A 23,326-nucleotide genomic window follows, 5' to 3' on the forward strand; every position below is an offset into this window, starting at 1 on the left:
CCGTATCGGGCCGGGGTGTCAGGAGACGACGCGCAGCCGGATGGTCTCCGGGCGGGCGCGCAGCGCCTCGACGACCTCGCGCTCCACCGAGCCGGCGTCCGTGACCACGTAGCCCACCTCGCCGCGGGTCGCGAGCAGCTGGCCCTCGATGTTCGCGCCGTGCTCCGCGAGCGTCTGGTTGACGGCCGCGAGCACGCCGGGCACGTTGCGGTGCAGGTACGCCAGGCGGTGCACGCCCTCGCGCGGCTCGAGCGTGAGGTTCGGCAGGTTGACGCTGAGCATCGTCGTGCCGGTGGCCAGGTAGTCCCGCAGCTTGTTGGACACGAACTGGCCGATCGCCTCCTGCGCCTCCTCCGTGGAGCCGCCGGTGTGCGGGGTCAGGATGACGTTGGGCAGCCCGCGCAGCTCGGACTCGAACGGGTCGCCCTTGCGCTTCGGCTCGACGGGGAACACGTCGACCGCCGCACCGGCGACGTGGCCGGACAGGACCGCGTCGCGCAGGGCGGCGTAGTCCACCACGAAGCCACGGGACAGGTTGAGGAAGATCGCGCCCTCGCGCATGCGGGCGAACTGCTTCGCGCCGAACAGCCCGGCGTTCCCGCTGCGGCCGTCGACGTGCAGGGTGACGATGTCCGCCACGTCGAGCAGCTCGTCGAGCGAGTCGGCGCGCCGCGCGTTGCCCAGCGCCAGCTTCTCCGCGGTGTCGTAGAACACGACCGACATGCCCAGGTTCTCGGCCAGCACCGACAGCTGGGTGCCGATGTTGCCGTAGCCGATGATGCCCAGCGTGCGGCCGCGCACCTCGTGGGAGCCCTCGGCCGACTTGTTCCAGACGCCGTCGTGCATCGAGCGGTCGAGCACGGTGAGGCGCCGGGTCAGCGCGATGATGTCGGCCAGCGCGATCTCCACCACCGAGCGGGTGTTGGAGAACGGGGCGTTGAACACCGCGACGCCGCGGGACGCCGCCGCGTGCAGGTCGACCTGGTTGGTCCCGATGCAGTACGCGCCGATCGCGACGAGGTCCGTCGCGGCGTCCAGCACGGCCTCGGTGACCTGCGTCTTGGAGCGGATGCCCAGCAGGTGCACCCCCTGCAGGGCCTCGATCAGCTCGGACTCGTCCAGCGCGCCGGAGCGCGTGACGACCTCGTAGCCGGCCGCCTCCATGATGGCGCGGGCCTGGGGGTGCAGGTTCTCGAGGAGCAGGGCGCGTAGCACGCCCCTATGGTGCGCCTCGCCGCCCCCGGCTCCAAGCCGGTCCCGGTCCTCGGACACTCAGTCCTCGTCGGGCCCGTCCCACCCCGCGGGCAGCGGACGGGAGTGCACCACGCGCAGCCCCTGCGTCGGGCGGGTCATCGCCACGTACAGGTCACCGGCACCGCCCTTGAGCACGTCCGCCGGCTCGACCAGCACCACCACGTCGAACTCCAGGCCCTTGCTCTGCGTCGGGGTCATCAGCGTCAGCGGCGCGTCGAGGTCCGGCGCGCCGGCGCGGGTGGCGCCGGCCCCGGGCAGCACCGCGGCGAGCGCGCGGACCGACTCGGGGGCGGCGATGACCGCCACGCGCCCGGCGCCGTTCGCGTCCCGCACCTCCGCCAGGGCATCCTCCGCGACCCGTGCCACCGTCTCCGCGACCTGCGCGGCGTCGACGTTCTCGGTGCGCAGGGCGTGCTCGACGTCCCGCGCGGAGGTCGTCGGGCTCAGGGGCAGCCCCGCCGCCCGCCCGACGCGCTCGGCCGTCCGGGCCACCGACGCGGGCGTGCGGTAGTTGACGGTCAGCTCCGCGAGCCGCCACCCGCCCGCGAGCACGCGGTCGAACGTGGCCGCCCAGTCGCGCGTCCCGGCCGCGGTCGAGGTCTGCGCGACATCGCCGACGACCGTCAGCGACCGGGTCGGCACGCGGCGCAGCACCATCCGCCACGCCATGGGCGACAGCTCCTGGGCCTCGTCGACGACCACGTGGCCGTAGGTCCACGTGCGGTCCGCGGCGGCGCGCTCGGCGGTGGTCAGGGAGGGGCCGCTGGACGCGAACCGGTCGGCCAGCAGCTCCGCCGACACCAGGCCGCCCCCGGACTGCTGGAGCACCTGGCGCGCGTAGTCGAGCTCCTGCGCGCGCTGCGTCGCGTCGTGCTTCGCCTGCGCCCGGGCGGCCTGGTCGTCCTCCCCGAGGAGCTCGGCCGCCTCGTCCAGCAGGGGCACGTCCGCCGGGGTCCACGGGGCGTCGGCGTCGCGCAGCAGGGCCGCCCGCTCGTGGGCGGAGAGCTCGGGCGCCGCCGCGTCCAGCCGGGCCGGCCGGGACAGCAGCGCCGACACCAGGCCCTGCGCCGTCAGCGGCATCCACGCGAGGTTCAGCGCGACGCGGATCTCCCGGGTGGTGCGCAGCTCCTCGACGATCTCGCCGCGCTCGTCCGGCGCCACTGACCAGCCCAGCTGGCTGACGTACTGCTCGGCGAGCCGCCCCAGCATGTCCCGCACGAACGTCACGCGCGCCTGGTTGTGCGGCCGGTGCCCGCGGCGGGCGTGGGCGATCGCCGACCGGACGTCGTTCGGACGCACCACGATCGTGCGGCCGTCGATCTTCACGGTCGTCGGCTGCTCCGGCACCCGCTGGCGCTGGCGCACGGCGCGCTCGATGATCCGGCGCCACACCAGGCGGCCCTTGATCTCGGCGACGACGTCGTCCTCCTCGCCGGAGGCCACGAGGCCGGGGAACAGCTCGCCGACCGTCGTCGACACCACGCCGGTCTCGCCGAGCGAGGGCAGCACCTGGTCGATGTACCGCAGGAACGTCCGGCTCGGCCCCAGCAGCAGCACGCCGGAGCGCTCCAGCGTCCGGCGGTGCGCGTAGAGCAGGTAGGCCGCGCGGTGCAGCGCCACGGCGGTCTTCCCGGTGCCCGGGCCGCCCTGGACGATCAGCGCGCCCGCGAGCTCCGCGCGGATGATCGCGTCCTGCTCGGCCTGGATCGTCGCGACGATGTCGCCCATCCGGCCGGTGCGCCGCGCCGCAAGGGCCGCCAGCAGCGCGCCCTCGCCCGACAGCTCGCCGAGCTGGTCGGCCGCGTCGCCGTCCGCCAGCGCGTCCAGGTCGAGGACCTCGTCCTCGAGGCCCGTCACCCGGCGTCCGCGCGTCACCAGGTGCCGGCGCTGCAGCACGCCGTCCGGCTGCGCGGACGTGGCCCGGTAGAACGACTGGGCCGCGGGCGCGCGCCAGTCCGTCAGCAGCGACGCGTGCTCCGCGTCGTTCAGCCCGATGCGGCCGATGTACCGGCGCCCGCCCTCGGACAGGTCGAGCCGCCCGAACGCGAGGCGGTCCTCGACGGCCTCGAGCCGGGCCAGCCGGTCCTCGTAGAGCGTCGCGAACGCGTCCCGCTCGGAGCGGTTCTGCGGGGAGCCGGACGGGCCGACCCGGCGCACCTCCGCCAGGCGCTCGCGGGTCTGCTCCCGCAGCTCGTCGAGCCGCGCGTACAGCCGGTCCACGACCTGCTGCTCGGCGGCCAGCTGCGCCTCGATCCCGCTCACGCCTGCTCCCGTCGGTCGTCCTGCCGCGCGTGTCCGCCGGGGTGCACCCGGCGCGAGCGGCCGTCCATTATCCGCCATCGCCGGCGTGCCGTGTCACGCACGTCCGCCGCCCGCGCCCCACGCGCCACCCGTCCGGCCGCACCTGCGAGGACGCGTGGCCGGACGCGGGAAGAGGTGGGTGGTCCGCGGTGTTGTGATCCTCGGAACGCCGTCGCAGCGACGGCACAGCTCTTCGCGACACCAGGAGGACCCATGCTGGACCCGAGCGAGATCTACGCCGTCGACCCGGTCGTGGCCGCCGAGGTCGAGGCGCGGGCCGCGGGAGGCAGCGGGCCGGTGCTCGTGCACGCGGTGCGGGGCTTCGTCGACGCCGGCGGCGCCGGGCGGCTGGCCGCCGAGCACCTGACCGAGCAGCTGTCGAGCGAGCGGCTCGCGACCTTCGACGTCGACCAGCTGCTCGACTACCGCTCGCGGCGCCCCACCGTGACGTTCGACTCCGACCACTGGGGCGAGTACGACGAGCCCGAGCTCGCGATCGACCTCGTGCGCGACACGTCCGGGGTCCCGTTCCTGCTCCTGCACGGCGTCGAGCCCGACGTCCAGTGGGAGCGGTTCGCCGCCGCGGTGCGCCAGATCGTCGAGCGGTTCGACGTCCCGCTGACGGTCGGCATGCACGGGATCCCCATGGGCATCCCGCACACCCGGCCGCTCTCGGTCACCGCGCACGCGAACCGCCCGGAGCTGGTCGCCGACTACACGTCCTGGTTCGGAACCGTGCAGGTGCCGGCCGACGCGGGCTCGCTCCTGGAGATCCGGCTCGGCCAGTCCGGGCACGACGCCATGGGCTTCGCGGTGCACGTCCCGCACTACCTCGCGCAGTCGCCGTACCCGCAGGCCAGCATCACCGGCCTCGAGCACGTGCAGCGCGCCGCGGGGCTGGAGCTCGACCTGGGCGAGCTGGCGTCCGCCGCCGAGGAGACGCTGCTGGAGGTGGAGCGGCAGGTCGAGGACTCGCCCGAGGTCGCGGCCGTCGTGCACGCGCTCGAGCAGCAGTACGACGCCTTCAGCCGGAACATCGGCCGGCCCAGCCTGCTGGCCGAGACCTCCGAGATCCCCACCGCGGACCAGCTCGGCGAGGAGTTCGAGCGGTTCCTCGCGGAGCAGGGCGGCGAGAACCCGGGGCGCTGACCCCCGCACGACGACCGCGCACGGGCGCGGCGGTCCGGCACGGCAGAATGGCTGCACGTGACCTCCGACCGCCGCGCCCTGCTCGTCTGGTCCGTCGGCGTCGGCGCCTACGTCGTCGCCATCATGAACCGGTCGTCGTTCGGCGTCGCGACGCTGGAGGTCACCGAGCGGTTCGGCATCTCGTCCGCGCTGCTCGCCACCGTCGCCGTCGCGCAGCTGGTGGTGTACGCGCTGCTCCAGGTGCCCGTCGGCGTGCTGCTGGACCGGTACGGCCCGCGCGCGCTCGTCGCGACCGGCGCCCTCGGCATGGCGCTCGGCCAGACGGTCCTGGCGCTCGCACCGTCCGCGACCTGGGTGCTCGCCGGCCGGGTGCTGGTCGGCGCCGGTGACGCGCTGACGTTCGTGTCGGTCGTCCGGCTGGTGCCGGCGTGGTTCGCGGTCCGGCGGGTCCCGCTGATGACGCAGCTCACCGGGTCGGTCGGCCAGGTCGGGCAGGTGCTGTCGGCGGTCCCGATCGTGGCGCTGCTGCACGCCGAGGGCTGGCGGACGACGTTCCTGTCGGTGGCGGCGGTCGGGGTCGTCGCGGCGGTCGCGGTGCTCGCCGTCGTGCGGGACGCGCCGGAGCCGCCGCAGGTCGCGGACGCCGCGGACCCCGGCCGGTCGTCCCGCGGGCGACGGGTGGGCCTGCTGCGGCGGCGCGTGGGCCCGGCGCGGGTGCGCGCGCCCCGGGAGCGCGGGGCGCTGCGCGCGGTCCTGCGGGACCCCGGCGCCTGGCTCGGGTTCTGGATGCACCTGTCCGGGCAGTTCAGCAACCACGTCGTCGTGCTGCTGTGGGGGTTCGCGTTCTTCGTCGAGGGGCAGGGGCGCACGCCGGGGGAGGCCAGCGCGCTCCTGACGCTCAACGTGGTCGCGGCGGTCGTCGCCGGGCCGGTCATCGGGGTGGTCGTCGGCCGTCACCCGTCGGCGCGGACGCCGCTCGCGCTCGGGACCTCCGTCGCGATCGGGCTCGCGTGGCTCGCCGTCACGGTGCCCGACGCCCCGGTGCCGGCGGGCGTGCTGGCGCTGTTCGTCGTCGTGGTCGGCGTCGGCGGGCCGACGTCGCTCGTGGCGTTCGACGTGGCGCGGTCGTGCACCCCGCCGCAGCGGCTCGGGACGGCGACCGGGTTCGTCAACACCGGCGGCTTCGTGGGTGCGCTCGTGACCATGCTCGTCGTGGGCGTGGTGCTCGACCGCGTCGGGGGCGGCGCGCGCGACCTCGACGCGTTCCGGGCCGCGTTCGCGTGGGTGGCCGTGCCGTGGGCCGTCGGCGTGGTCGGCATGCTGGTCGGCCGCCGCCGGGCCCGCCGGGCCCACCCGGGGCTCGTGGTCTGACGCGCGTGCGGCCCGTGGTCGTCCTGTGACCGTTCCGTGACCGGATCGTTGTCGGGGAGCCGGATCCCGGGCGGGAAGAACCATGGCGCGCCGATGACCTGCGTGAGAAGATCGCCGTGTTGCAGTGACGTACTGACGCTTGACCGGCGCCGGCGGGAACCCCTCGGGGAGAGCCCGGCGGCACCTTCCAGCCATCCGGCTGGTGCACCCGGTGCAGGACGCGGGATAGGCATTGCGGCACGGTCCGGGGCACGGGGCCCCGCATCGTCACCGGATGGACAGAAGGACAAGAACATGGCACAGGGTGCTGTCAAGTGGTTCAACGCTGAGAAGGGCTACGGGTTCATCGCCCAGGACGGCGGCGGCGCCGACGTCTTCGTCCACTACTCGGCCATCGACTCCTCGGGCTACCGCAGCCTCGAGGAGGGTCAGCGCGTCGAGTTCGAGATCACGCAGGGCCCCAAGGGCCCGCAGGCCGAGCAGGTCCGCCCGCTCTGATCCGACGGACGCGTCCGTCACCGACGGGCTCTCCGTGACGAGGCCGCATCCCCTCGGGGGTGCGGCCTCGTCCGCGTCCCGGCCCTCTGCCGTCGCTAGCCCGCGTCGACGTCGCCGTCGGGCTCCACCTCGGGCGCCGCGTCGCGCAGGGGCGGGGTCCGGCCGACGAACGCGCGCAGCTCGTCACCGGCCAGCAGCCGGGCGGGCACGGGCAGCGACCGCAGCGCCCGGGCCAGCGGGGCGCTCGCGAGCACGTCCGGGTCGTCGGTGCCGACCACGAGCAGGTTGCCGTACCGGCGGCCGCGCAGCAGCGCCGGCTCCGACACCACGCCCACGTGGGCGAACACCGCCCCGACGGTCGCCGCCTCCGCGCGCGCCAGGGTGAGCGGGGGACGGTCGGCGCAGTTCGCCAGGTAGACGCCGCCGGGCCGCAGCACCCGCGCGACGTCCCGCACGAACTCCTCGGTGGTGACGTGCGGGGGAGTGCGGTCGCCGGCGAACACGTCCCGCAGCACGGCGTCGGCGCTGGAGCCCGGCAGCGTGGCGAGCTCCGCCCGCGCCTCGCCCGCGCGCAGCCGCAGCGCGGGTGAGCGTGGCAGGTCGAACCACTCCCGCACCAGCGAGACCAGCACCGGGTCCAGGTCGACGGCGACCTGGCGGGCGCCGGGGAACCGGGAGTGCGCCCAGCGGGCCATCGCGCAGCCGGCCGCGCCCAGGTGCACCGCACGGAACGGGCCGTCGGCCGGCGGCAGGTGGTCGAGCACGGCCGCCATCTGCTGCATGTACTCGAAGTCGAGCCGCTCGGGGTCCGCGAGGTCCAGGTGCGAGCTCGGCACGCCGTTGACCAGCAGCGTGACGGCGTCCGGGTCGTCCGGGGAGGTCTGGACCTCGGCCGTGCCCGTCGCGATGGGGACCGGGCCCTGCGGCCACGCGGTCGTCCGGCGCGCAGCAGCCCGTGTCGGTGGTCGGTGGGAGGCTGGCCTGCCGGATCGGTCACGGGACGCCATCGCCCCACCGTACGGGTTGACGCGTTCGAACAGGTGTTCGATACTGGGGAAGTCGAGAGAGGGAGGTGCGCGATGCCGGTCAACACCCTTCGTGCCCCGCGGAGCGCCGCACCCGGGCTGTCCGGCCGCGCGGCGGAGCTGCTGCAGCGTGCGGATGCCGAGCTGGTCGCGGCGCAGTTCTCCCCGGAGCCCTGGGAGCAGTTCACGCACGCCCACCTCGCCGCGCTGCGTGCCGGTGCCGCGGTGCTGGCCGAGCGGCAGCCGCTGTCCGGCCGGCGCGCCCCGCGGACGGTCTGGGAGCTGCTGGACCAGGTCGCGCCGGAGCTCGGGCGCTGGTCCAGCTACTTCGCCGGCGGTGCCGGGCTGCGCGCAGCGATCGACGCCGGCCGGTTCGACGCGGTGAGCGCGGCGCGGGCCGAGCAGGTGCTGTGCCACGCCGAGGACTTCCTGGACATCGTGCGCCAGGAGCTCGAGACCGCAGGCACGGCCGGCGGCATCGGCGAGGCGCGCGCCGGATGAGCAGAGGCCCCCGCTCGCAGGAGGCGCGGCGGGACTGGGGCACCGAGGAGGACGGGTGCTCGATCCTGCACGTGGACATGGACGCCTTCTTCGCGTCCGTGGAGCTCGCGCGGCGCCCCCACCTGCGGGGCAAGCCGGTGATCGTGGGCGGCTCGGAGCGGTCGGTCGTGCTCGCGGCGACCTACGAGGCGCGGGCCTTCGGCGTGCACTCGGCGATGCCCATGTCCGCCGCCCGCCGCATGTGCCCGCAGGCCGTCGTCGTCCCGCCGGACCACCACGCGTACGACGAGGTGTCGCGCAGCGTGATGAGCATCCTGCGCGACGTCACCTCCCTGGTCGAGCAGGTGAGCGTGGACGAGGCGTTCCTCGACGTGAGCGGTGCGCGCCGGCGTCTCGGCAGCCCGACCCGGATCGCCGCGCTCATCCGGGAGCGCGTGCGGGCGGAGCACGACATCACCTGCTCGGTGGGGGTCGCGGCCACGAAGTTCGTCGCCAAGCTCGCGTCCGGGCACGCGAAGCCGGACGGCGTGCTGCTCATCCCCAAGGACGCCACCGTGCCGTTCCTGCGGGTGCTGCCCGTCGGTGCCCTGTGGGGCGTGGGGGAGCGCACGGCGGCCTCGCTCGAGCGCTGGGGCATCCGGACCGTCGCCGAGCTGGCGGACAGCGACGTCGGCACCGTCCAGCGGGCGGTCGGCCGCGTGGCGGGTGCGCACCTGTACGACCTGGCGTGGGGCCGGGACCCACGGCCCGTCACGCCCGGCCGTGAGGAGAAGAGCGTCGGCGCGGAGGAGACCTTCGCGGTCGACGTGCGCGACATGCGCGTCGTGGAGAGCAAGGCGCTCGAGCTCGCCGACCGGTGCGCCGGCCGGCTGCGCGCGCAGGGGCTCGCGACCCGGACGGTGTCGGTCAAGGTGCGGACCTCCGACTTCCGGACGCTCACGCGGTCGCGGACGCTGCCGCAGCCGTCGGACGTGGGCCGGGAGATCTACCTCGCGGCGCGGGACCTGCTCGCCGCGGCGGACCTCGGCGGCCTCCCGGTGCGGCTCGTCGGCGTGCGCGCGGAGGGGCTGGTCCCGGCCGCGGACGCCGTGCGGCAGCCGACGCTCGAGGAGGCGGTGGCGGAGAACGTCGACGCCCGCCGCGACGCGGAGCGGGCGATGGACCTCGTGCGCGAGCGGTTCGGCCGGTCGGCCATCGGTGCGGGCACCCCCGCGGTCGGGCGGACCGTGCGGCGGGGCGACCCGCGGCAGCCCGGAGACACCGGCGAGGCGCCGTTGCAGCCCGAGCGCCCGATGTCACTCGGGACGGGTGAGGCGCCGACTACCGACTTCCGCGAACGCCATCTATCCTGAGGCGAAGAAGTCCCGACGGCGGAGCACGGGGGTCGGAATGCCTCTCTCCGAGTACGAACAACGTGTACTGGAGCAGATGGAGCGTCAGCTCACGTCTGACGATCCCCGGCTCGCGAACACGCTCACCTCGCGTGGTCGACGGCCGGTCCTGCGGTATGTCCTCGGCGGCATCGGTGCCGTCGTCGGCCTGCTGCTGCTCGTGGGCGGCGCCGCGTCGTCCGAGGTGTGGCTCGGGGTCCTGGGCTTCGTCGTCATGTTCGCCTCCGTCGCGATCGCGTTCACGCGTCCGCGTCGGGCCGGTGGACCTGTCGGCGTCGTCCGTCCCGACGGCACCGCGACGCGGCCGGCGCCCCCGAAGAAGAAGAGCTTCATGAACCGCATGGAGGACCGCTGGGACCGGCGTCGGGAGCAGGGGCGCTGACCCCTTCCCCGCTGGGCTGAGCGGCCGCCAGGCGGCACCGGCTCGGACGATCCCGCGCGCCCGCGCACAGCGGCGGAGGTCCGCAGGTGGGGCCGAGGTCGGCAGGTGGTGGCCGACGTCGGCAGCTCCCGGTGCCGACGTGGGCCGCGGAGTGCCGATCTCGGCGAACGACGTCGGCGCGGCGCGCGTCATGCCTGCGCGGGCAGCGCCTCCGGCGACTCGCCCCGGGTGGACGTGCTCACGTCGGTCAGCACCGTCGCGATCCACTCCTGCAGCTCCGCCGGCTCGTGGGCGTCCGGGTCGGGGGCGTACCGGTCGCGCTCCACGGCGCGGGCCAGCGCGGAGAGCGCCCGGTCGCCGTCGGGGGTGAGCGGGCGTCCGCGGCGCGCCAGCACCTGGTCCCGGACGGTCGCAGCGGCCTGCCGCGGGGTGTGCGCGTCGGACCAGGTGATCCCGGCGCGCTGCAACCGGTCGCGCAGGCGCCGCCACGCGAGCTCGGGGGTCAGCCGGTGCGCGGGGCCGCGACGCCGCCGCAGCGCGACCGCCCCGAGGGCCGCGGCGACGCCGGCGACCAGGAGCGCGGCGACGACGAACGGCGCCCGGGAGGCGTCGTCGGTGGTGCCGCCGGGCAGGCCGCTCCCGGAGCTGCCGGGCGCGGTGCTGGTGCCGGCCGAGGGCACGGCGTTCGGCAGCGGGACGGCGGCGCTCGGCGAGGACGACGGGGCCGTGGCGCTGTACGGGTTGCTCCACGCGGGCGGCGGTCCGGTCTGCACGGCGGGGGTCGGCTCGAAGCGCACCCAGCCGGTGCCGGGGAAGTACAGCTCGGGCCAGGCGTGCGCGTCGGCGCCTGTCACCCGGTACACCTGGTCGGAGCCGATGTCGCCGGGGAGGAACCCGACCCCGAGCCGTGCGGGGATGCCGAGCGTGCGGGCCAGGACGGTCATCGCGGTGGCGTACTGCACGCAGTACCCGCGCCGGCTCTCCAGGAAGTCCCAGACGGCGTCGTCGGTGGTCGCGGCGTCGACGGAGGTGTCGTAGCGGAACCGCGTGCCGTCCCGGAAGTACGTCTGCAGCGCGAGCGCCTGGTCGTAGGCGGTGTCGGCGCCGGCGGTGACCTCGGCGGCCAGGGCGCGCAGGTCCTCCTCGTGCTCGGTCCCGGGCACGTCGAGGTACCCGTCGACGTCGTCGGGCAGGTCGCCGGTCGAACCGCGGAGCAGCTCGGGGCTCAGGTCCGGCACCTCGACGAGCATCTCGTACGTGGTGCCGACCTCGGTGCGGCCCCGGCCGACGACCTCGTCGCGGGCAAGGTCGTAGCTCCAGGCCCCGTCGATGTCGACCGTGCGCGGGAAGGTGCTGACGGGCAGCCGCTGCTCCCGCAGGGCCCCGACCTCGACCCGCACGTCGGCGAGGGTGCCGCGCCCGGCGTCGGGTGCGGCGCCGACCAGCTCCGGGTCGGAGGACAGCAGCCCCTCCGGGTCCCACTCGGCGAGCTGCGCCTCGGGGTCGCGCTGCCAGGTGCGTCCGTCGAAGTCGCGGAGCGTGAACGACCGCAGGGGGCCGACGAGCGACGCCGTCGCGGTGGGCGCGTCGGTCTCGTCGTCGTCGTCGGAGCCCACGCCGTCGACGGTGTACCGGAGGACCACCTGCGACGACTGCTCCCGCAGGCTGTCCCGCAGGTCCAGGTCGTCGGCCAGCCGGACGGGGCCGACGGCGCCCGTGCCGACGTCCGGGAGCTCCAGCCACGACCACGCGGGCACCGCCGCGACGACCGGGCCGGCCGCCAGGGTGACCACGACCAGCCCGGCGGCCGCGGTGACCACGACCGCCGCCCGGCGTGTGCCGCGCTCCCGGCTCACGGGCACCTGCGCGAGCGCGAGCAGCAGCAGGTACAGGAAGCCGGTCGCCGCCAGCGCCCACGTGCTGCCGGGGAACCCGAGCACGACCGCGGGGGTCCACACCGCGAGGTACGCGAGCCCGGCGAGCGCCGGCATGCCGCAGCCCACGGCGAGCAGGTCGGCCGCGAGGAACACGAGCAGCGCCGCGCCGACGAGGACGAGCTCGACCGGCGGCCACACCGGCATGGGCACCACGGACGTCTCGATGAGCTGCGTGGCCTGGCCGAAGAGCTGGCCGGCGCGCTCGACGGTGCCGGGGCCGGGGAGCAGCGGGTTCGACCCGGGTGGCGTCGCGTACCAGGCGAGCAGCCCGTACGCGCCGGCCACGAGCCCCGCGAGGGACGGCAGCCACGTCGACCGGGTGAGGCTGCGGACGCCGCCGACGACGGCAGCCGTCCCGGCGACGGCGAGGGCCGCGTGCCACGACCAGGAGCCGCCGGCGAGCAGGCCGGAGAGCGCGCCCAGCGCCGTGCAGGTGGCGAGGGCGACCAGGGCGGTGGCGGCCGGGGACCGCCAGCCGCTGCGCAGCGCCGTCCCGGCGGTCATCGGCGGCCCCCGGTCATCGCGTGCTCCCGGTCAGCCGCCACCAGGTCTCGGCGAGGTCCTCGCCCGGGACGGCCTGGACCACGCGCCAGCCGGCCCGGCGCAGGGAGCGGGCCGTCGCGACGGCGTGCTCGTCCTGCTCGCCCCCGCGGACGACGGCCCAGGCCGGGCGGGTCTGGCTGACGCCGGCCAGGGCGGCGCGCCCGGCGGGACCCTGCGCGCCGAGGACCGCGACGACGAGGCCGGAACCCCCGTCGGCGTCGTCGAGCCCCCGGATCTCCGCGAGCAGCGCCCGTTCGGCGGTGGCGGCGTCGGGCCGGCCGCCCAGGTCCACGGTCGCCTCCAGGAGCTGCGCGCGGCCGGGGGCCTCCATGCGCACCGCGCGCGGGTCGTCCATGGCGGCGCCGGTGAGCAGGTGCGTCGGGTGGCCCGCGGCGTGCAGCGCGACCGCGACCGAGGCGGCGAGCGAGATGCTCCACTCCAGCGCGTCGCCGGGCACCGGCTGGTCCAGCAGCACGGTGACGGGCCGCATGCCGGCGCGCTCGTCGGAGCGCACGACGAGCTCGCCGCGCCGCGCGCTGCTGGGCCAGTGCACCCGGCGCAGGTCGTCGCCCATCCGGTAGTCGCGCAGCGCGGCGTCGTCGGACGCGGGGGACCGGGCGCCGACCACCGACCGCTCGGGCTCGGCGACCAGCAGCTCGCGGGGCACCGACAGGTCCACCACGGTCGGCCAGACGGTGACGGTCTCGCGGTCGCCCAGCGTCGCCTGCACCCGCGCGACGCCGAAGGGGTCGGTGCGGGACACCACCAGGGGGCCGAGCGCCCACCGGCCGCGGCGGGTGGCCAGCACGGGGTAGCGCAGCCGGACGGCCCGCGGCTCGCGCGCCACCGTGGCGCGCAGCGGGCGGCCCCCGGACAGCTCGACGGCCGCCTGCTCGCGCAGACGCAGGTCGGTGAGCCGGGCGCGGGAGGCGCCGTGGGCCAGCGCGACCTCGACCTCGACGTCGGCGGTGCGGCCGACGTGCACCGGGTCGGGCCGCACGGACCGGCGGGTCTGCAGCCCGCGCCCGCGGCCGGGGTCGACGACGCCGACGCCGATCAGCCCGAGGACCACGAGCAGCACGGGCAGCGTGCCGATGGTCAGGAGGTCGGTGGACCCGAACGCGGTCCCGGCCGCGCCCACGACGAGGCCGAGGACCACGAGGCCCACGCCGCGGCGGGTCGGGCGGAGCCGCATCAGCCCGCGGCGGTCCGGTCGCGGACCGCCGTGCGCACCGGGGCGGGGACGCCGGTGCGCGCGACGAGGTCGCCGATCACGTCCTGCGCGGTGCGACCGGACAGGCGGGACTCCGCGCTGAGGATCACGCGGTGCGCCAGCACCGGCTCCGCCAGCTGCTGGACGTCGTCCGGGAGCACGTGGTCGCGGCCGCCGACCGCCGCCAGGCCCTTGGCGGCGCGGAGCAGCTGGATCGCGGCGCGCGGGGAGGCACCGAGGCGCAGGGCCGGGTCCTCGCGGGTGCCGGAGACCAGGTCGACCACGTACTGCTTCACCGCGGGCGACGCGTAGAGCTGCCGGGTGACCGCGATCAGCCGGCCCACCTGGGCGGCGTCGGTGACGGGGGACAGGTGCGCGAGCGGGTCGGACGTCTCCTGGAGGTCGAGCATCGCCAGCTCGGCCTCCTCGCTCGGGTAGCCGACGGTCAGGCGGGCCATGAACCGGTCGCGCTGGGCCTCGGGCAGGGGGTAGGTGCCCTCCATCTCGACCGGGTTCTGGGTCGCGACGACGAGGAACGGGTGCGGCAGGGGGTAGGTCGTCCCGTCGACGGTGACCTGCGCCTCCTGCATCGACTCCAGGAGGGCGGACTGCGTCTTGGGGGAGGCGCGGTTGATCTCGTCGCCGATGACGATGTGCGAGAACACCGGCCCGGGCCGGAACTCGAACTCCTGGGTGGCCGCGCGGTAGATCGTGACGCCGGTGAGGTCGCTCGGCAGCAGGTCCGGCGTGAACTGGACCCGCCCGACGGTGCAGTCGATCGTGCGGGCGAGCGCCTTGGCGAGCGTGGTCTTGCCGACGCCGGGCACGTCCTCCAGCAGCAGGTGCCCCTCGGCGAGCAGCACGGCGACCGTGGTCCGGACCAGCTCGGGCCGGCCGGTGACGACGCGGTCGATCCCCGCGCGCATCCGGTCGGTCACGTCGATGAGCTCGTCCATCTCGGACGTGCCGGGCAGTGCTCGCGGCATGGGACCCCCTCGGTCGGCTGGGGGAAGCCTAAGCGGCCGGGCCGCTGCGTGGGGGGTGCTCCGGTTCCCTCCCTCCTCCACATCCCCCCACCCGGCCGGTGCGGGGCCGCTCCACGGTGCTCCACGGCACTCCCGGCTCCGGGGAGGCCGCAGGCGCGCCCAGGCCGGAAACCGCTGCTGACCTGCGCCGATGTGCTGCCTGCGGCGATCCGCCCCGCCGCACACCACGCTCGCGCGGTGGCGCGATCGCCCTCCGGTCCGCCCCTCGTCCTCCACCCCGCTCCACCGCTGCTGACCTGGGCGGACGCCTCAGAATCACCCGCCTGCCGCCGATTCCTCCGTTACAGGTGGAGCGAAGTGGAGTACCGTGGAGCCACTGGGTGCCGAGGGGTGCCCGGGGGCGCGGTCCGGGGGAGGTGGGACGTGGGGTTCGAGCAGGCGCTGGCCGGCATCGGCGCCTCTGTGCCCTTCCTCGGGACGCACACACCGAAGCTGGACGACAAGGGGCGGCTGATCCTCCCGGCCAAGTTCCGCCCTCAGCTCGCCCAGGGCCTGGTCATGACGCGGGGCCAGGACCGCTGCCTGTTCCTGCTGCCGCTCGACGAGTTCGCGCGGATGCACGACAAGCTCCGGCAGGCCCCGGTGACCAGCAAGCAGGCGCGGGACTACCTGCGCGTGTTCCTCTCCGGCGCCTCCGACGAGGTGCCGGACAAGCAGGGCCGCATCTCGATCCCGTCGATGCTGCGGACCTACGCCGGCCTGGACCGGGACGTCGCCGTGATCGGCGCCGGCACCCGCGTCGAGGTCTGGGACCTGCAGGCGTGGGAGACGTACCTGGCGCAGCAGGAGGCCGGGTACGCCGAGACCGCCGAGGAGGTCTTCCCCGGCGCCTTCTGACCGACGCACCGCACCGCATCGACCGCACCACCCGCACCGCCCGCACCGCCCGCTGGACCCGCACGAGACGCACCACCACCGCCCGGTGAGACCTCCCCCCGGCAGCTCTGACGCACTTCCCCGGCGTCAGAGGGCCGGTGGGGGATCTGGTCGGACGGCGGAGGGGCTGCCCGACCACCCCTGTCCAGCACGACGAGCACCACCCAGCACCCACCGCAGCACCCACTGCACCAGCCACCGCAGCACGGCCGAGAGGAGGCCCGTATGACCGAGCGCGACCCCGCGTCCCGGCACACGCCGGTGCTCCTGCAGCGCTGCCTGGACCTGCTCGCCCCGGCGCTCGCGGAGCCCGGCTCGGTGCTGGTCGACGCCACGCTCGGCATGGGCGGCCACACCGAGGGCGTGCTGGCGGCGATGCCGCACGTGCGGGTGGTCGGCATCGACCGCGACCCGGAGGCCCTGCGGCTCGCGTCCGGCCGGCTGGAGCGGTTCGGCGACCGGTTCACCCCGGTGCACGCGGTCTACGACGAGATCCCGGACGTGCTGGACGAGCTGGGGCTGCCCGGCGTGCAGGGCGTGCTGATGGACCTCGGCGTCTCGTCGCTGCAGCTGGACGAGGCGGAGCGCGGCTTCTCCTACGCGCAGGACGCGCCGCTGGACATGCGGATGGACCCGACGCGCGGCCTGACCGCCGCGGAGGTCCTCAACTCCTACAGCGAGGCGGACCTCACGCGGGTGCTGCGCGAGTACGGCGAGGAGCGGTTCGCCGGCCGGATCGCCCGCCGCATCGTGCAGGCGCGGGAGAAGGCGCCGGTCGAGCGGTCGGGCGAGCTGGTCGACCTCGTGCGCGCGGGCATCCCCGCGGCGGCGCGGCAGACCGGCGGCAACCCGGCGAAGCGCACGTTCCAGGCCCTGCGCATCGAGGTGAACGACGAGCTCGCGGTGCTGGCACGGGCGGTGCCCGCGGCGGTCGAGTCGCTGCTGGTCGGCGGCCGCATCGTCGTCGAGGCCTACCAGTCGCTCGAGGACCGCCTGGTGAAGCGGGCGTTCGCCGCGGGCGCCGAGATCAGCGCCCCGCCCGGGCTGCCCGTCGTGCCGGACACCCACGAGCCGTACCTGCGGCTGCTGACGCGGGGCGCGGAGGAGGCCGACGCGGCCGAGCTCGCCCGCAACCCGCGCTCGCAGTCCGTGCGGCTGCGCGCGGCGGAGCGGGTGCGAGCGACGCCCGAGCACCTGCGCCCCGCTGCCCCCGACGACCGACCCCGCGGCGGCCGCAGCACCCGCCCCCGTACCGGACCGAGGAGAACCGCATGAGCGCCGAGCAGGCCGCAGCGCGGGTGCCTGCCCCGCGCGTCCGCCCCCGTCCGTCCGCCGAGCCGGCCCAGGCGCCGGCGCGCCCGCGGCTCCGGCTGGTCCGCCCGCCGGCCCAGGCCCGCACGCACGTGCCGTTCGTGGTCACGTGCATGGCGATCCTCGCGGCGGCGCTGCTGTCCGCGCTGCTGCTCAACACCCAGCTCGCGGCAGGCGCCTACGCCACGCGCACCATGGACGTGCGCCTCGCGGAGCTGGCCCGCACGGAGCAGCAGCTGTCCGCGGAGATCGACGCGAACAAGGCCCCGGCGAACCTGGCGCAGCGGGCGCGGGAGCTCGGCATGGAGCCCGCCGGCCCGACGGCCTGGCTGCGGCTGGCCGACGGCACGGTGCAGGGCGGCGCGGGAGCGGGCCAGTGACGGCGCCGACCCGCCGGTCGAGCGGCCCGGCGCGGCCGGCCCGTCCCGGTGGCGCCGCGCGTCCCGCTGCTCGTGCCACCAGTGCCGTCCCGACGCAGCGCGGCCCGGTCGGCCCCCGCGGCCCCCGGCGTCCCGGCGGCCCGAGCGTGCGGACCCTGAACCGGCGCCGCGGCGTGCTCGTCGTGGTGGTCGCGATGCTGCTGTCCGTGTTCTCGGGCCGGCTCCTGTGGCTGCAGGGCTTCCAGGGCGACGCGATCGCCGCGGAGGCGCTCGAGGACCGGCTGACGACCGCGCAGCTCGTCGCGGCGCGCGGCCAGATCACCGACTCCCAGGGCGAGGTGCTGGCGACCTCGGTGGACCGGTTCGACATCGTCGTCAACCAGAAGCAGGTCGCGACCTGGTCGGCGAAGGTCGACGGCGAGACGTACTCCGGCGCGGCGGGCGCGGCGCAGCTGCTGGCCCCGCTGCTGGGCGTCAACGCCGCGGAGCTGGGCGCGAAGCTCGACGGTGACGCGGGGTGGCGCAAGGTCGCGGACAACGTGCTGCCCGAGGTGTGGCAGGCGGTGAGCGAGCTGCGCATCAACGGCATCAGCGCCGAGCAGGTCGCCCAGCGGATGTACCCGAACGGGAACCTGGCGGGCAACATCCTCGGCTGGGTGAACGGCGAGGGCGTCGGCGCGCAGGGCATCGAGGCGATGCTCGACGAGGAGCTGTCCGGCACGCCCGGCACCACGACGTACGAGCGCGGTCGCGGCGGCCAGCAGATCCCGGGCGGCTACGAGGAGTCCACGCAGGCGACGGACGGACGCAGCGTGCAGCTGACGATCAACGCCGACCTGCAGTGGAAGGCCATGCAGGCCATCGAGGCGCAGGTCGCGGCGACGGGCTCGGACTCGGGCTCGATCGTGGCCCTCGACCCGAAGACGGGCGAGATCCTCGCGATGGCCGAGTCGCGCACCGTCGACCCGAACAACCCCGGCGCGACCACGGACCTGCTGGGCGGGTCCAGCGCGGTGTCCGACGTGTTCGAGCCCGGGTCGACCGCGAAGGTCATCACGATGGCCGCCGCGATCGAGACGGGTCTGGTCGACCCGCTGAGCCAGTTCGAGGTGCCGTACCAGTACACGACGTCGAACAACCAGACGTTCAAGGACTCGCACGAGCACAGCGGCCTGCGGCTGACCACCACCGGCATCCTCGCGGAGTCGTCCAACACCGGCACCGTTATGATCGGCCAGAACATCCCGCAGCAGGTCCGCTACGACTACCTGTCGAAGTTCGGGTTCGGCCAGCGGACGGGCATCGAGCTGCCGAACGAGTCTCCGGGCATCCTCAAGCCGGCGGACAAGTGGGACGGCCGGTCGAAGTACGCCGTGCTGTTCGGGCAGGCCGTGTCGTCCACCGCGCTGCAGGCCACCGACGTGTTCGCGACCATCGCGAACGACGGCGTCCGGATCGCGCCGCACCTCGTCAAGGGCTGGTACGAGCCGGACGGCACGTACACCCCGGCGGCGGCGCCCACGGCCACCCCGGTCGTGTCGCAGACCACCGCGGACACCGTGCTCACGATGATGGAGAGCGCGGTCGACGAGGGCACCGGCTCGTCGGCGAACATCCCCGGCTACCGGGTGGCCGGCAAGACCGGTACCGCGCAGTCGTGGGCGGCGGACGGCTCGCAGGGCATCACCGCGTCCTTCATCGGCGTCGCGCCGGCCGACGACCCGGCGATCGCGCTCAGCGTCGTGCTGCACAACCCGCGGACGTCCGAGTGGGGCGGCACCGTGGCCGCGCCCGTGTTCTCGGAAGTGGCCGGCTACGCCCTCACCGAGCTCGGTGTCGCGCCCAGCGGCACGCCGCCGCAGCTGTTCCCGACCACCTGGTGAGGTACGCGTGAGCACCGTCCGTCACACCGTTGCGGTCGCGGGGGTCACCGACCTGCGCGGTAGATTCTCCCTATGACGTCCCCGCAGGGCCGGCTGCGGCCGGAGCAGCCCCGAAGCCGCCGGGTCGCCGACCTCGCCGACGCCTTCGGGCTCCTCCGGGCCGGCGCGCCGGTGCCGTCGGACCTCGTGACCTCGGGCATCACCGTCGCCAGCGGGGACGTGCTCCCCGGCGACGTCTTCGTCGCGGTGCCCGGCGCGCACACCCACGGCGCCGCCCACACGCCGCAGGCGGTCGGCGCGGGAGCCGTGGCGGTCGTCACGGACGCCGCCGGTGCCGGGCTGCTCGCGGACCTCGCGGCGGACCAGCCGGCGCTGCGCGCGCTGCCCGTCCTCGTGACCGACGACCCCCGGGCCGTGGCCGGACCGCTGGCCGCGTGGCTGCACGAGCACCCGGGCCGTCGCCTCGCCACGGTCGGGATCACCGGGACCAACGGCAAGACCACCACCACCTACTTCGTCGACTCGGCCCTGCGCCGGGCGCACGAGCGCACGGTGGTCATGGGCACGGTCGAGCTCCGGATCGGCGACGAGGCGATCGAGAGCCCGCGCACCACCGTCGAGGCCCCGGTCGTGCAGTCGGTGCTGGCGCTCGGGCGGGAGCGCGGTGCGACCGCCGCCGCGATGGAGGTGTCGTCGCACGCGCTCGCGCTCGGCCGGATGAACGGCCTGGAGCTCGGCGTCGCCGGCTTCACCAACCTGCAGCGCGACCACCTCGACTTCCACGGGGACATGGAGGGCTACTTCCAGGCGAAGGCCCAGCTGTTCCGCCCCGGGCACGCCCGCCGCGGCGTGGTCGTGGTCGACGACGAGTGGGGCCGTCGGCTCGCCGCCGAGGCGGAGATCCCCGTCGAGACCGTCGCCACGCACGTCGGCACGCCCGAGGCGCAGACCGCCGACTGGGCGGTCGTCGACGCCGAGATCGGGCTGGACGGCGTGGGGTCGACCTTCACGCTGCGCGGGCCGGACGGCGTCGAGCACGCGGCGGCGAGCCCGCTGCCCGGGCTGGTGAACGTGTCCAACGCCGCGCTGGCCGTCGTGCTCGCGCACCGCGCCGGGGTCGACTTGGACGTCGCGATCGACGCGGTCGGCAGCTCCCAGGGCGTGCCGGGCCGGATGGAGCGCGTCATCGAGCGCCGCGGGGGCCCGTCGGCCCGCCCGCTGTGCCTGGTCGACTACGCCCACACGCCGGACGCGCTCGTCCTCGCCCTCGAGGCGGTGCGCCCGATCACGCCCGGCCGGCTGGTCCTCGTGTTCGGCTCCGACGGCGACCGTGACCAGGGCAAGCGCCCGATCATGGGCCGGATCGCCGCGCGCCTCGCCGACGTGCTCGTCGTCACCGACGAGAACCCCCGCTCGGAGGACCCCGCGTCCATCCGGGCGGCCATCCTCTCCGGGGTCCGCGACGAGCGCCCCGACCTCGCCGACGTGCACGAGGCCACCAGCCGCACGCAGGCCATCCACGACGCCCTCGACCTCGCGACGGAGCTGGACACCATCATCATCACCGGCAAGGGCCACGAGCCGACCCAGGAGATCGCCGGGGTCTTCCACCGGTACAACGACCGCGACGTGCTGCGGGCGGCCGACGCCGCCCTGACGGCGCGCGAGGGGCGGCAGGCGCAGGAGCAGCACGCGTGATCGCGATGACGGCGGCGCAGGTGGCGGCCGCGACGGGTGGCCGGCTGTCCCCGGAGGACCTGGACCCCGCGACGGTGGTGACCGGGCCGGTGGTCGTCGACTCCCGGCAGGTCCAGCCCGGCTCCCTGTTCGTGGCGCTGCCCGGCGAGCACGTGGACGGCCACGACTACGCCGGCGCCGCGGTGCGTGCGGGCGCGGGCCTGGTGCTCGCCGCGCGGCCGATCACCCACGACGGGCCGGACGACGGCGGGCCCGTCCCGCTGCCCGCGGTCGTGGTGGACGACGTCGAGAAGGCGCTCGGCGACCTGGCGCGCGCCGTGCTCGCGCAGCTCCGGGAGGCCGCGGTCGAGCCCGGCGGCACCGACCTGCGGGTCATCGGCGTGACGGGGTCGGTCGGCAAGACCACGACCAAGGACCTGCTCGCGCAGCTCTGCGCGGCCGCGGGGCCGACGGTCGCGCCGGAGAAGTCCTTCAACAACGAGATCGGCCTGCCGCTGACGGTGCTCCGCGCCGACGAGCAGACCCGGTTCCTCGTCCTCGAGATGGGCGCGTCCGGCGTCGGGCACCTGCAGTACCTCACGGACATCGCCCCGCCGGACGTCGCGGTGGTGCTGGTCGTCGGGCACGCGCACCTCGGCGGCTTCGGCGGCATCGAGGCGGTCGCGCGGGCGAAGGCCGAGATCGTCGAGGGCCTGGTCCCCGGTGGCGTCGCGGTGCTGAACGCCGACGACCCGCGGGTGATCGCGATGGCGGAGAAGGCCCCCGGGCCGGTCGCGACCTTCGGCACCACGTCCGCCGCCGACGTGCGCGCCGTCGACCTGAGCGTGGACCGCGCCGGACGCGCGGCGTTCACGCTCGACGCCGGGCCCGTGCCGCCCGTCGAGGACGGCCCCGCGGGGGAGCGCCGCCGGGCCGCCGTGCGCCTACGCCTGGTCGGCGAGCACCACGCGCACAACGCGCTGGCCGCCGCCGCCGCCGCGCTCGCCGTCGGCATCCCGCTGGAGGACGTCGCGGAGGGGCTCAGCGCCGCCGACGCGCTGAGCCCCCACCGCATGCACGTGGTCGAGCGCGCCGACGGCGTCACCGTGGTCGACGACTCGTACAACGCGAACCCCGACTCCATGCGGGCGGCGCTGCGCGCGCTGGCCGTGCTGTCCGGGCGCGAGCGCCGGTCGATCGCCGTGCTGGGCGAGATGATGGAGCTCGGCCCCGACGCGCGCGCCGAGCACGAGGCCATCGGCCTGCAGGTCGTGCGCCTCAACATCGACCTGACGGTCGTCGTCGGCACGGGCGCCCAGGGCATCGCCGCGGGTGCCGTGCGCGAGGGGTCCTGGGGCGACGAGGTCGTCATGGTGCCGGACGTGGACGCCGCTGCCGAGCTGCTCGAGCAGGAGCTGCGCCCCGGGGACGTCGTGCTGGTGAAGTCCTCGCAGGACGCCGGGCTGTGGCAGCTCGGCGACCGGCTGACGTCCGGGACGGGAGTGCGCGCGTGATCTCCGTCCTCGTCGCCGGCGGCGTCGCCATGGTCGTCGCCCTGCTGGGCACCCCGCTGTTCATCAACTTCCTGGTCAGCAAGCAGTACGGCCAGTTCATCCGCCAGGACGGCCCGACCGCGCACTACACCAAGCGCGGCACGCCGACCATGGGCGGGGTCGTGATCATCGCCGCGACGCTGCTCGGCTGGGCGGTGGCCGCGGTCGCCACCGGGAACCTGCCGAGCGCGTCGGCCGTGCTGGTGCTGTTCCTCATGACCGGCCTCGGCGTCGTCGGGTTCCTGGACGACTTCATCAAGATCTCCCGCCAGCGCAGCCTCGGGCTGTCGGCGCGGTGGAAGATCGTCGGCCAGGGCTTCGTCGGCATCACGTTCGCGGTGCTGGCCCTGCAGTTCCCCGACGCGACGGCGCGCACGCCCGCGTCCACCAGCATCTCGTTCATCCGGGACACCAACCTGGACCTGGCGTTCGCCGGGGCGACGCTCGGCGCGATCCTGTTCGTGGTCTGGGCGAACTTCCTCATCACCGCGTGGTCGAACGCCGTGAACCTGACGGACGGCCTGGACGGGCTCGCGACGGGCGCCTCGCTCATCGTGTTCGGGTCCTACGTGATCGTCTGCGTGTGGCAGTTCAACCAGCGGTGCGCCCTCACCGGGGGCGCGCGGTGCTACGACACCCGCGACCCGCTCGACATGGCCGTGGTCGCCGCCGCGATCACCGGCGCGTGCTTCGGGTTCCTGTGGTGGAACGCCAGCCCCGCCAAGATCTTCATGGGCGACACCGGGTCGCTGGCGCTCGGCGGGGCGCTGGCCGGCCTGTCGATCGTCACCCGGACCGAGGTGCTCGCGGCGATCATCGGCGGCCTGTTCGTCATCATCGTGATGTCGGACGTGATCCAGATCGGGTTCTTCAAGCTGACCGGCAGGCGGGTGTTCAAGATGGCACCGCTGCACCACCACTTCGAGCTCTCGGGGTGGGGCGAGGTCACGATCGTCATCCGGTTCTGGCTGATCGCCGGGCTGTTCGTCTCGCTCGGCGTGGGCATCTTCTACGCCGAGTGGGTGGCAGGCTGAC

19 protein-coding genes are annotated in these 23,326 nt (G+C 75.3%); 13 read left to right on the plus strand and 6 right to left on the minus strand.

The genetic code is table 11. The annotated features are described in order from the left end of the window. Positions 1–18: 18 nt before the first annotated feature. Positions 19–1,215: a phosphoglycerate dehydrogenase gene (gene serA, locus KJP73_RS01150; protein WP_213280913.1), complete on the minus strand. Its 1,197-nt coding sequence runs from the start codon at positions 1,213–1,215 to the stop codon at positions 19–21. 57 nt (positions 1,216–1,272) lie between these two features. Continuing rightward, on the minus strand, positions 1,273–3,516 hold the full coding sequence (locus tag KJP73_RS01155) for a HelD family protein (RefSeq protein WP_213280914.1): 2,244 nt from the start codon (positions 3,514–3,516) through the stop codon (positions 1,273–1,275). Positions 3,517–3,768: 252 nt separating this feature from the next. Between KJP73_RS01155 and KJP73_RS01160 the strand changes: the two genes are divergently transcribed. From KJP73_RS01160 to KJP73_RS01170, 3 genes are all read left to right on the plus strand, one after another. Further along, the gene (locus tag KJP73_RS01160) at positions 3,769–4,704 is read left to right on the plus strand and encodes a proteasome assembly chaperone family protein (RefSeq protein WP_213280915.1); all 936 of its coding nucleotides are present in this window, start codon (positions 3,769–3,771) and stop codon (positions 4,702–4,704) included. Positions 4,705–4,761: 57 nt separating this feature from the next. Continuing rightward, the gene (locus tag KJP73_RS01165) at positions 4,762–6,075 is read left to right on the plus strand and encodes an MFS transporter (RefSeq protein WP_213280917.1); all 1,314 of its coding nucleotides are present in this window, start codon (positions 4,762–4,764) and stop codon (positions 6,073–6,075) included. 294 nt (positions 6,076–6,369) lie between these two features. Continuing rightward, complete coding sequence (locus tag KJP73_RS01170; RefSeq protein ID WP_154731012.1) at positions 6,370–6,573, plus strand: cold-shock protein; 204 nt, start codon at positions 6,370–6,372, stop codon at positions 6,571–6,573. 95 nt (positions 6,574–6,668) lie between these two features. Here KJP73_RS01170 and KJP73_RS01175 read toward each other — a convergent pair whose 3' ends face one another. Continuing rightward, entirely contained in the window at positions 6,669–7,580 is a 912-nt protein-coding gene (locus tag KJP73_RS01175) for a spermidine synthase (protein ID WP_213280918.1), read from the minus strand. 72 nt (positions 7,581–7,652) lie between these two features. On the opposite strand from KJP73_RS01175, the gene KJP73_RS01180 reads away from it, so the two are divergent. From KJP73_RS01180 to KJP73_RS01190, 3 genes are read left to right on the plus strand one after another with little or no spacing between them, the layout of a single operon-like run. Then, positions 7,653–8,099 carry an SAV_6107 family HEPN domain-containing protein gene (locus tag KJP73_RS01180; protein WP_213280919.1) on the plus strand — a complete coding sequence of 149 codons (447 nt, stop codon included), beginning with the start codon at positions 7,653–7,655 and terminating at the stop codon, positions 8,097–8,099. After that, positions 8,096–9,451 (plus strand): DNA polymerase IV, encoded by a 1,356-nt coding sequence (gene dinB / locus KJP73_RS01185; RefSeq protein ID WP_213280921.1) that lies wholly within the window; start codon positions 8,096–8,098, stop codon positions 9,449–9,451. Before KJP73_RS01180 ends, dinB begins: the two co-directional genes overlap by 4 nt. Before the next feature lie 37 nt (positions 9,452–9,488). After that, positions 9,489–9,872: a DUF3040 domain-containing protein gene (locus tag KJP73_RS01190; protein WP_213280922.1), complete on the plus strand. Its 384-nt coding sequence runs from the start codon at positions 9,489–9,491 to the stop codon at positions 9,870–9,872. Positions 9,873–10,060: 188 nt separating this feature from the next. Here the strand turns inward: KJP73_RS01190 and KJP73_RS01195 are convergent, their stop codons facing one another. The 3 genes from KJP73_RS01195 to KJP73_RS01205 are packed head-to-tail and all read right to left on the minus strand — an operon-like array spanning position 10,061 to position 14,551. Then, positions 10,061–12,313, minus strand: coding sequence for a DUF3488 and transglutaminase-like domain-containing protein (locus KJP73_RS01195; RefSeq protein ID WP_213280923.1), 2,253 nt, complete (start codon positions 12,311–12,313; stop codon positions 10,061–10,063). 13 nt (positions 12,314–12,326) lie between these two features. Next, the gene (locus KJP73_RS01200) at positions 12,327–13,520 is read right to left on the minus strand and encodes a DUF58 domain-containing protein (protein ID WP_249668989.1); all 1,194 of its coding nucleotides are present in this window, start codon (positions 13,518–13,520) and stop codon (positions 12,327–12,329) included. A gap of 26 nt (positions 13,521–13,546) precedes the next feature. Beyond that, the gene (locus KJP73_RS01205; RefSeq protein WP_213280926.1) at positions 13,547–14,551 is read right to left on the minus strand and encodes an AAA family ATPase; all 1,005 of its coding nucleotides are present in this window, start codon (positions 14,549–14,551) and stop codon (positions 13,547–13,549) included. A 462-nt stretch (positions 14,552–15,013) separates the two neighbouring features. On the opposite strand from KJP73_RS01205, the gene mraZ reads away from it, so the two are divergent. From mraZ to mraY, 7 genes are all read left to right on the plus strand, one after another. After that, positions 15,014–15,448 (plus strand): division/cell wall cluster transcriptional repressor MraZ, encoded by a 435-nt coding sequence (gene mraZ / locus KJP73_RS01210; protein WP_249668996.1) that lies wholly within the window; start codon positions 15,014–15,016, stop codon positions 15,446–15,448. A 264-nt stretch (positions 15,449–15,712) separates the two neighbouring features. Beyond that, complete coding sequence (rsmH, locus tag KJP73_RS01215) at positions 15,713–16,762, plus strand: 16S rRNA (cytosine(1402)-N(4))-methyltransferase RsmH (protein ID WP_213280927.1); 1,050 nt, start codon at positions 15,713–15,715, stop codon at positions 16,760–16,762. Beyond that, positions 16,759–17,178 carry a hypothetical protein gene (locus tag KJP73_RS01220; protein ID WP_213280929.1) on the plus strand — a complete coding sequence of 140 codons (420 nt, stop codon included), beginning with the start codon at positions 16,759–16,761 and terminating at the stop codon, positions 17,176–17,178. Before rsmH ends, KJP73_RS01220 begins: the two co-directional genes overlap by 4 nt. 146 nt (positions 17,179–17,324) lie before the next feature. Continuing rightward, on the plus strand, positions 17,325–19,061 hold the full coding sequence (locus KJP73_RS01225; RefSeq protein ID WP_249668990.1) for a peptidoglycan D,D-transpeptidase FtsI family protein: 1,737 nt from the start codon (positions 17,325–17,327) through the stop codon (positions 19,059–19,061). A gap of 72 nt (positions 19,062–19,133) precedes the next feature. Continuing rightward, entirely contained in the window at positions 19,134–20,759 is a 1,626-nt protein-coding gene (locus KJP73_RS01230) for a UDP-N-acetylmuramoyl-L-alanyl-D-glutamate--2,6-diaminopimelate ligase (RefSeq protein ID WP_213280930.1), read from the plus strand. Further along, positions 20,756–22,252, plus strand: a complete 1,497-nt coding sequence (locus KJP73_RS01235; RefSeq protein ID WP_213280931.1) for a UDP-N-acetylmuramoyl-tripeptide--D-alanyl-D-alanine ligase — start codon at positions 20,756–20,758, stop codon at positions 22,250–22,252. Before KJP73_RS01230 ends, KJP73_RS01235 begins: the two co-directional genes overlap by 4 nt. Further along, entirely contained in the window at positions 22,249–23,325 is a 1,077-nt protein-coding gene (mraY, locus tag KJP73_RS01240) for a phospho-N-acetylmuramoyl-pentapeptide-transferase (protein WP_213280932.1), read from the plus strand. Before KJP73_RS01235 ends, mraY begins: the two co-directional genes overlap by 4 nt. Position 23,326 lies beyond the last annotated feature (1 nt).

This window comes from Cellulomonas hominis (genome assembly GCF_901521055.1).
Taxonomy (GTDB): Bacteria; Actinomycetota; Actinomycetes; order Actinomycetales; family Cellulomonadaceae; genus Cellulomonas; species Cellulomonas endometrii.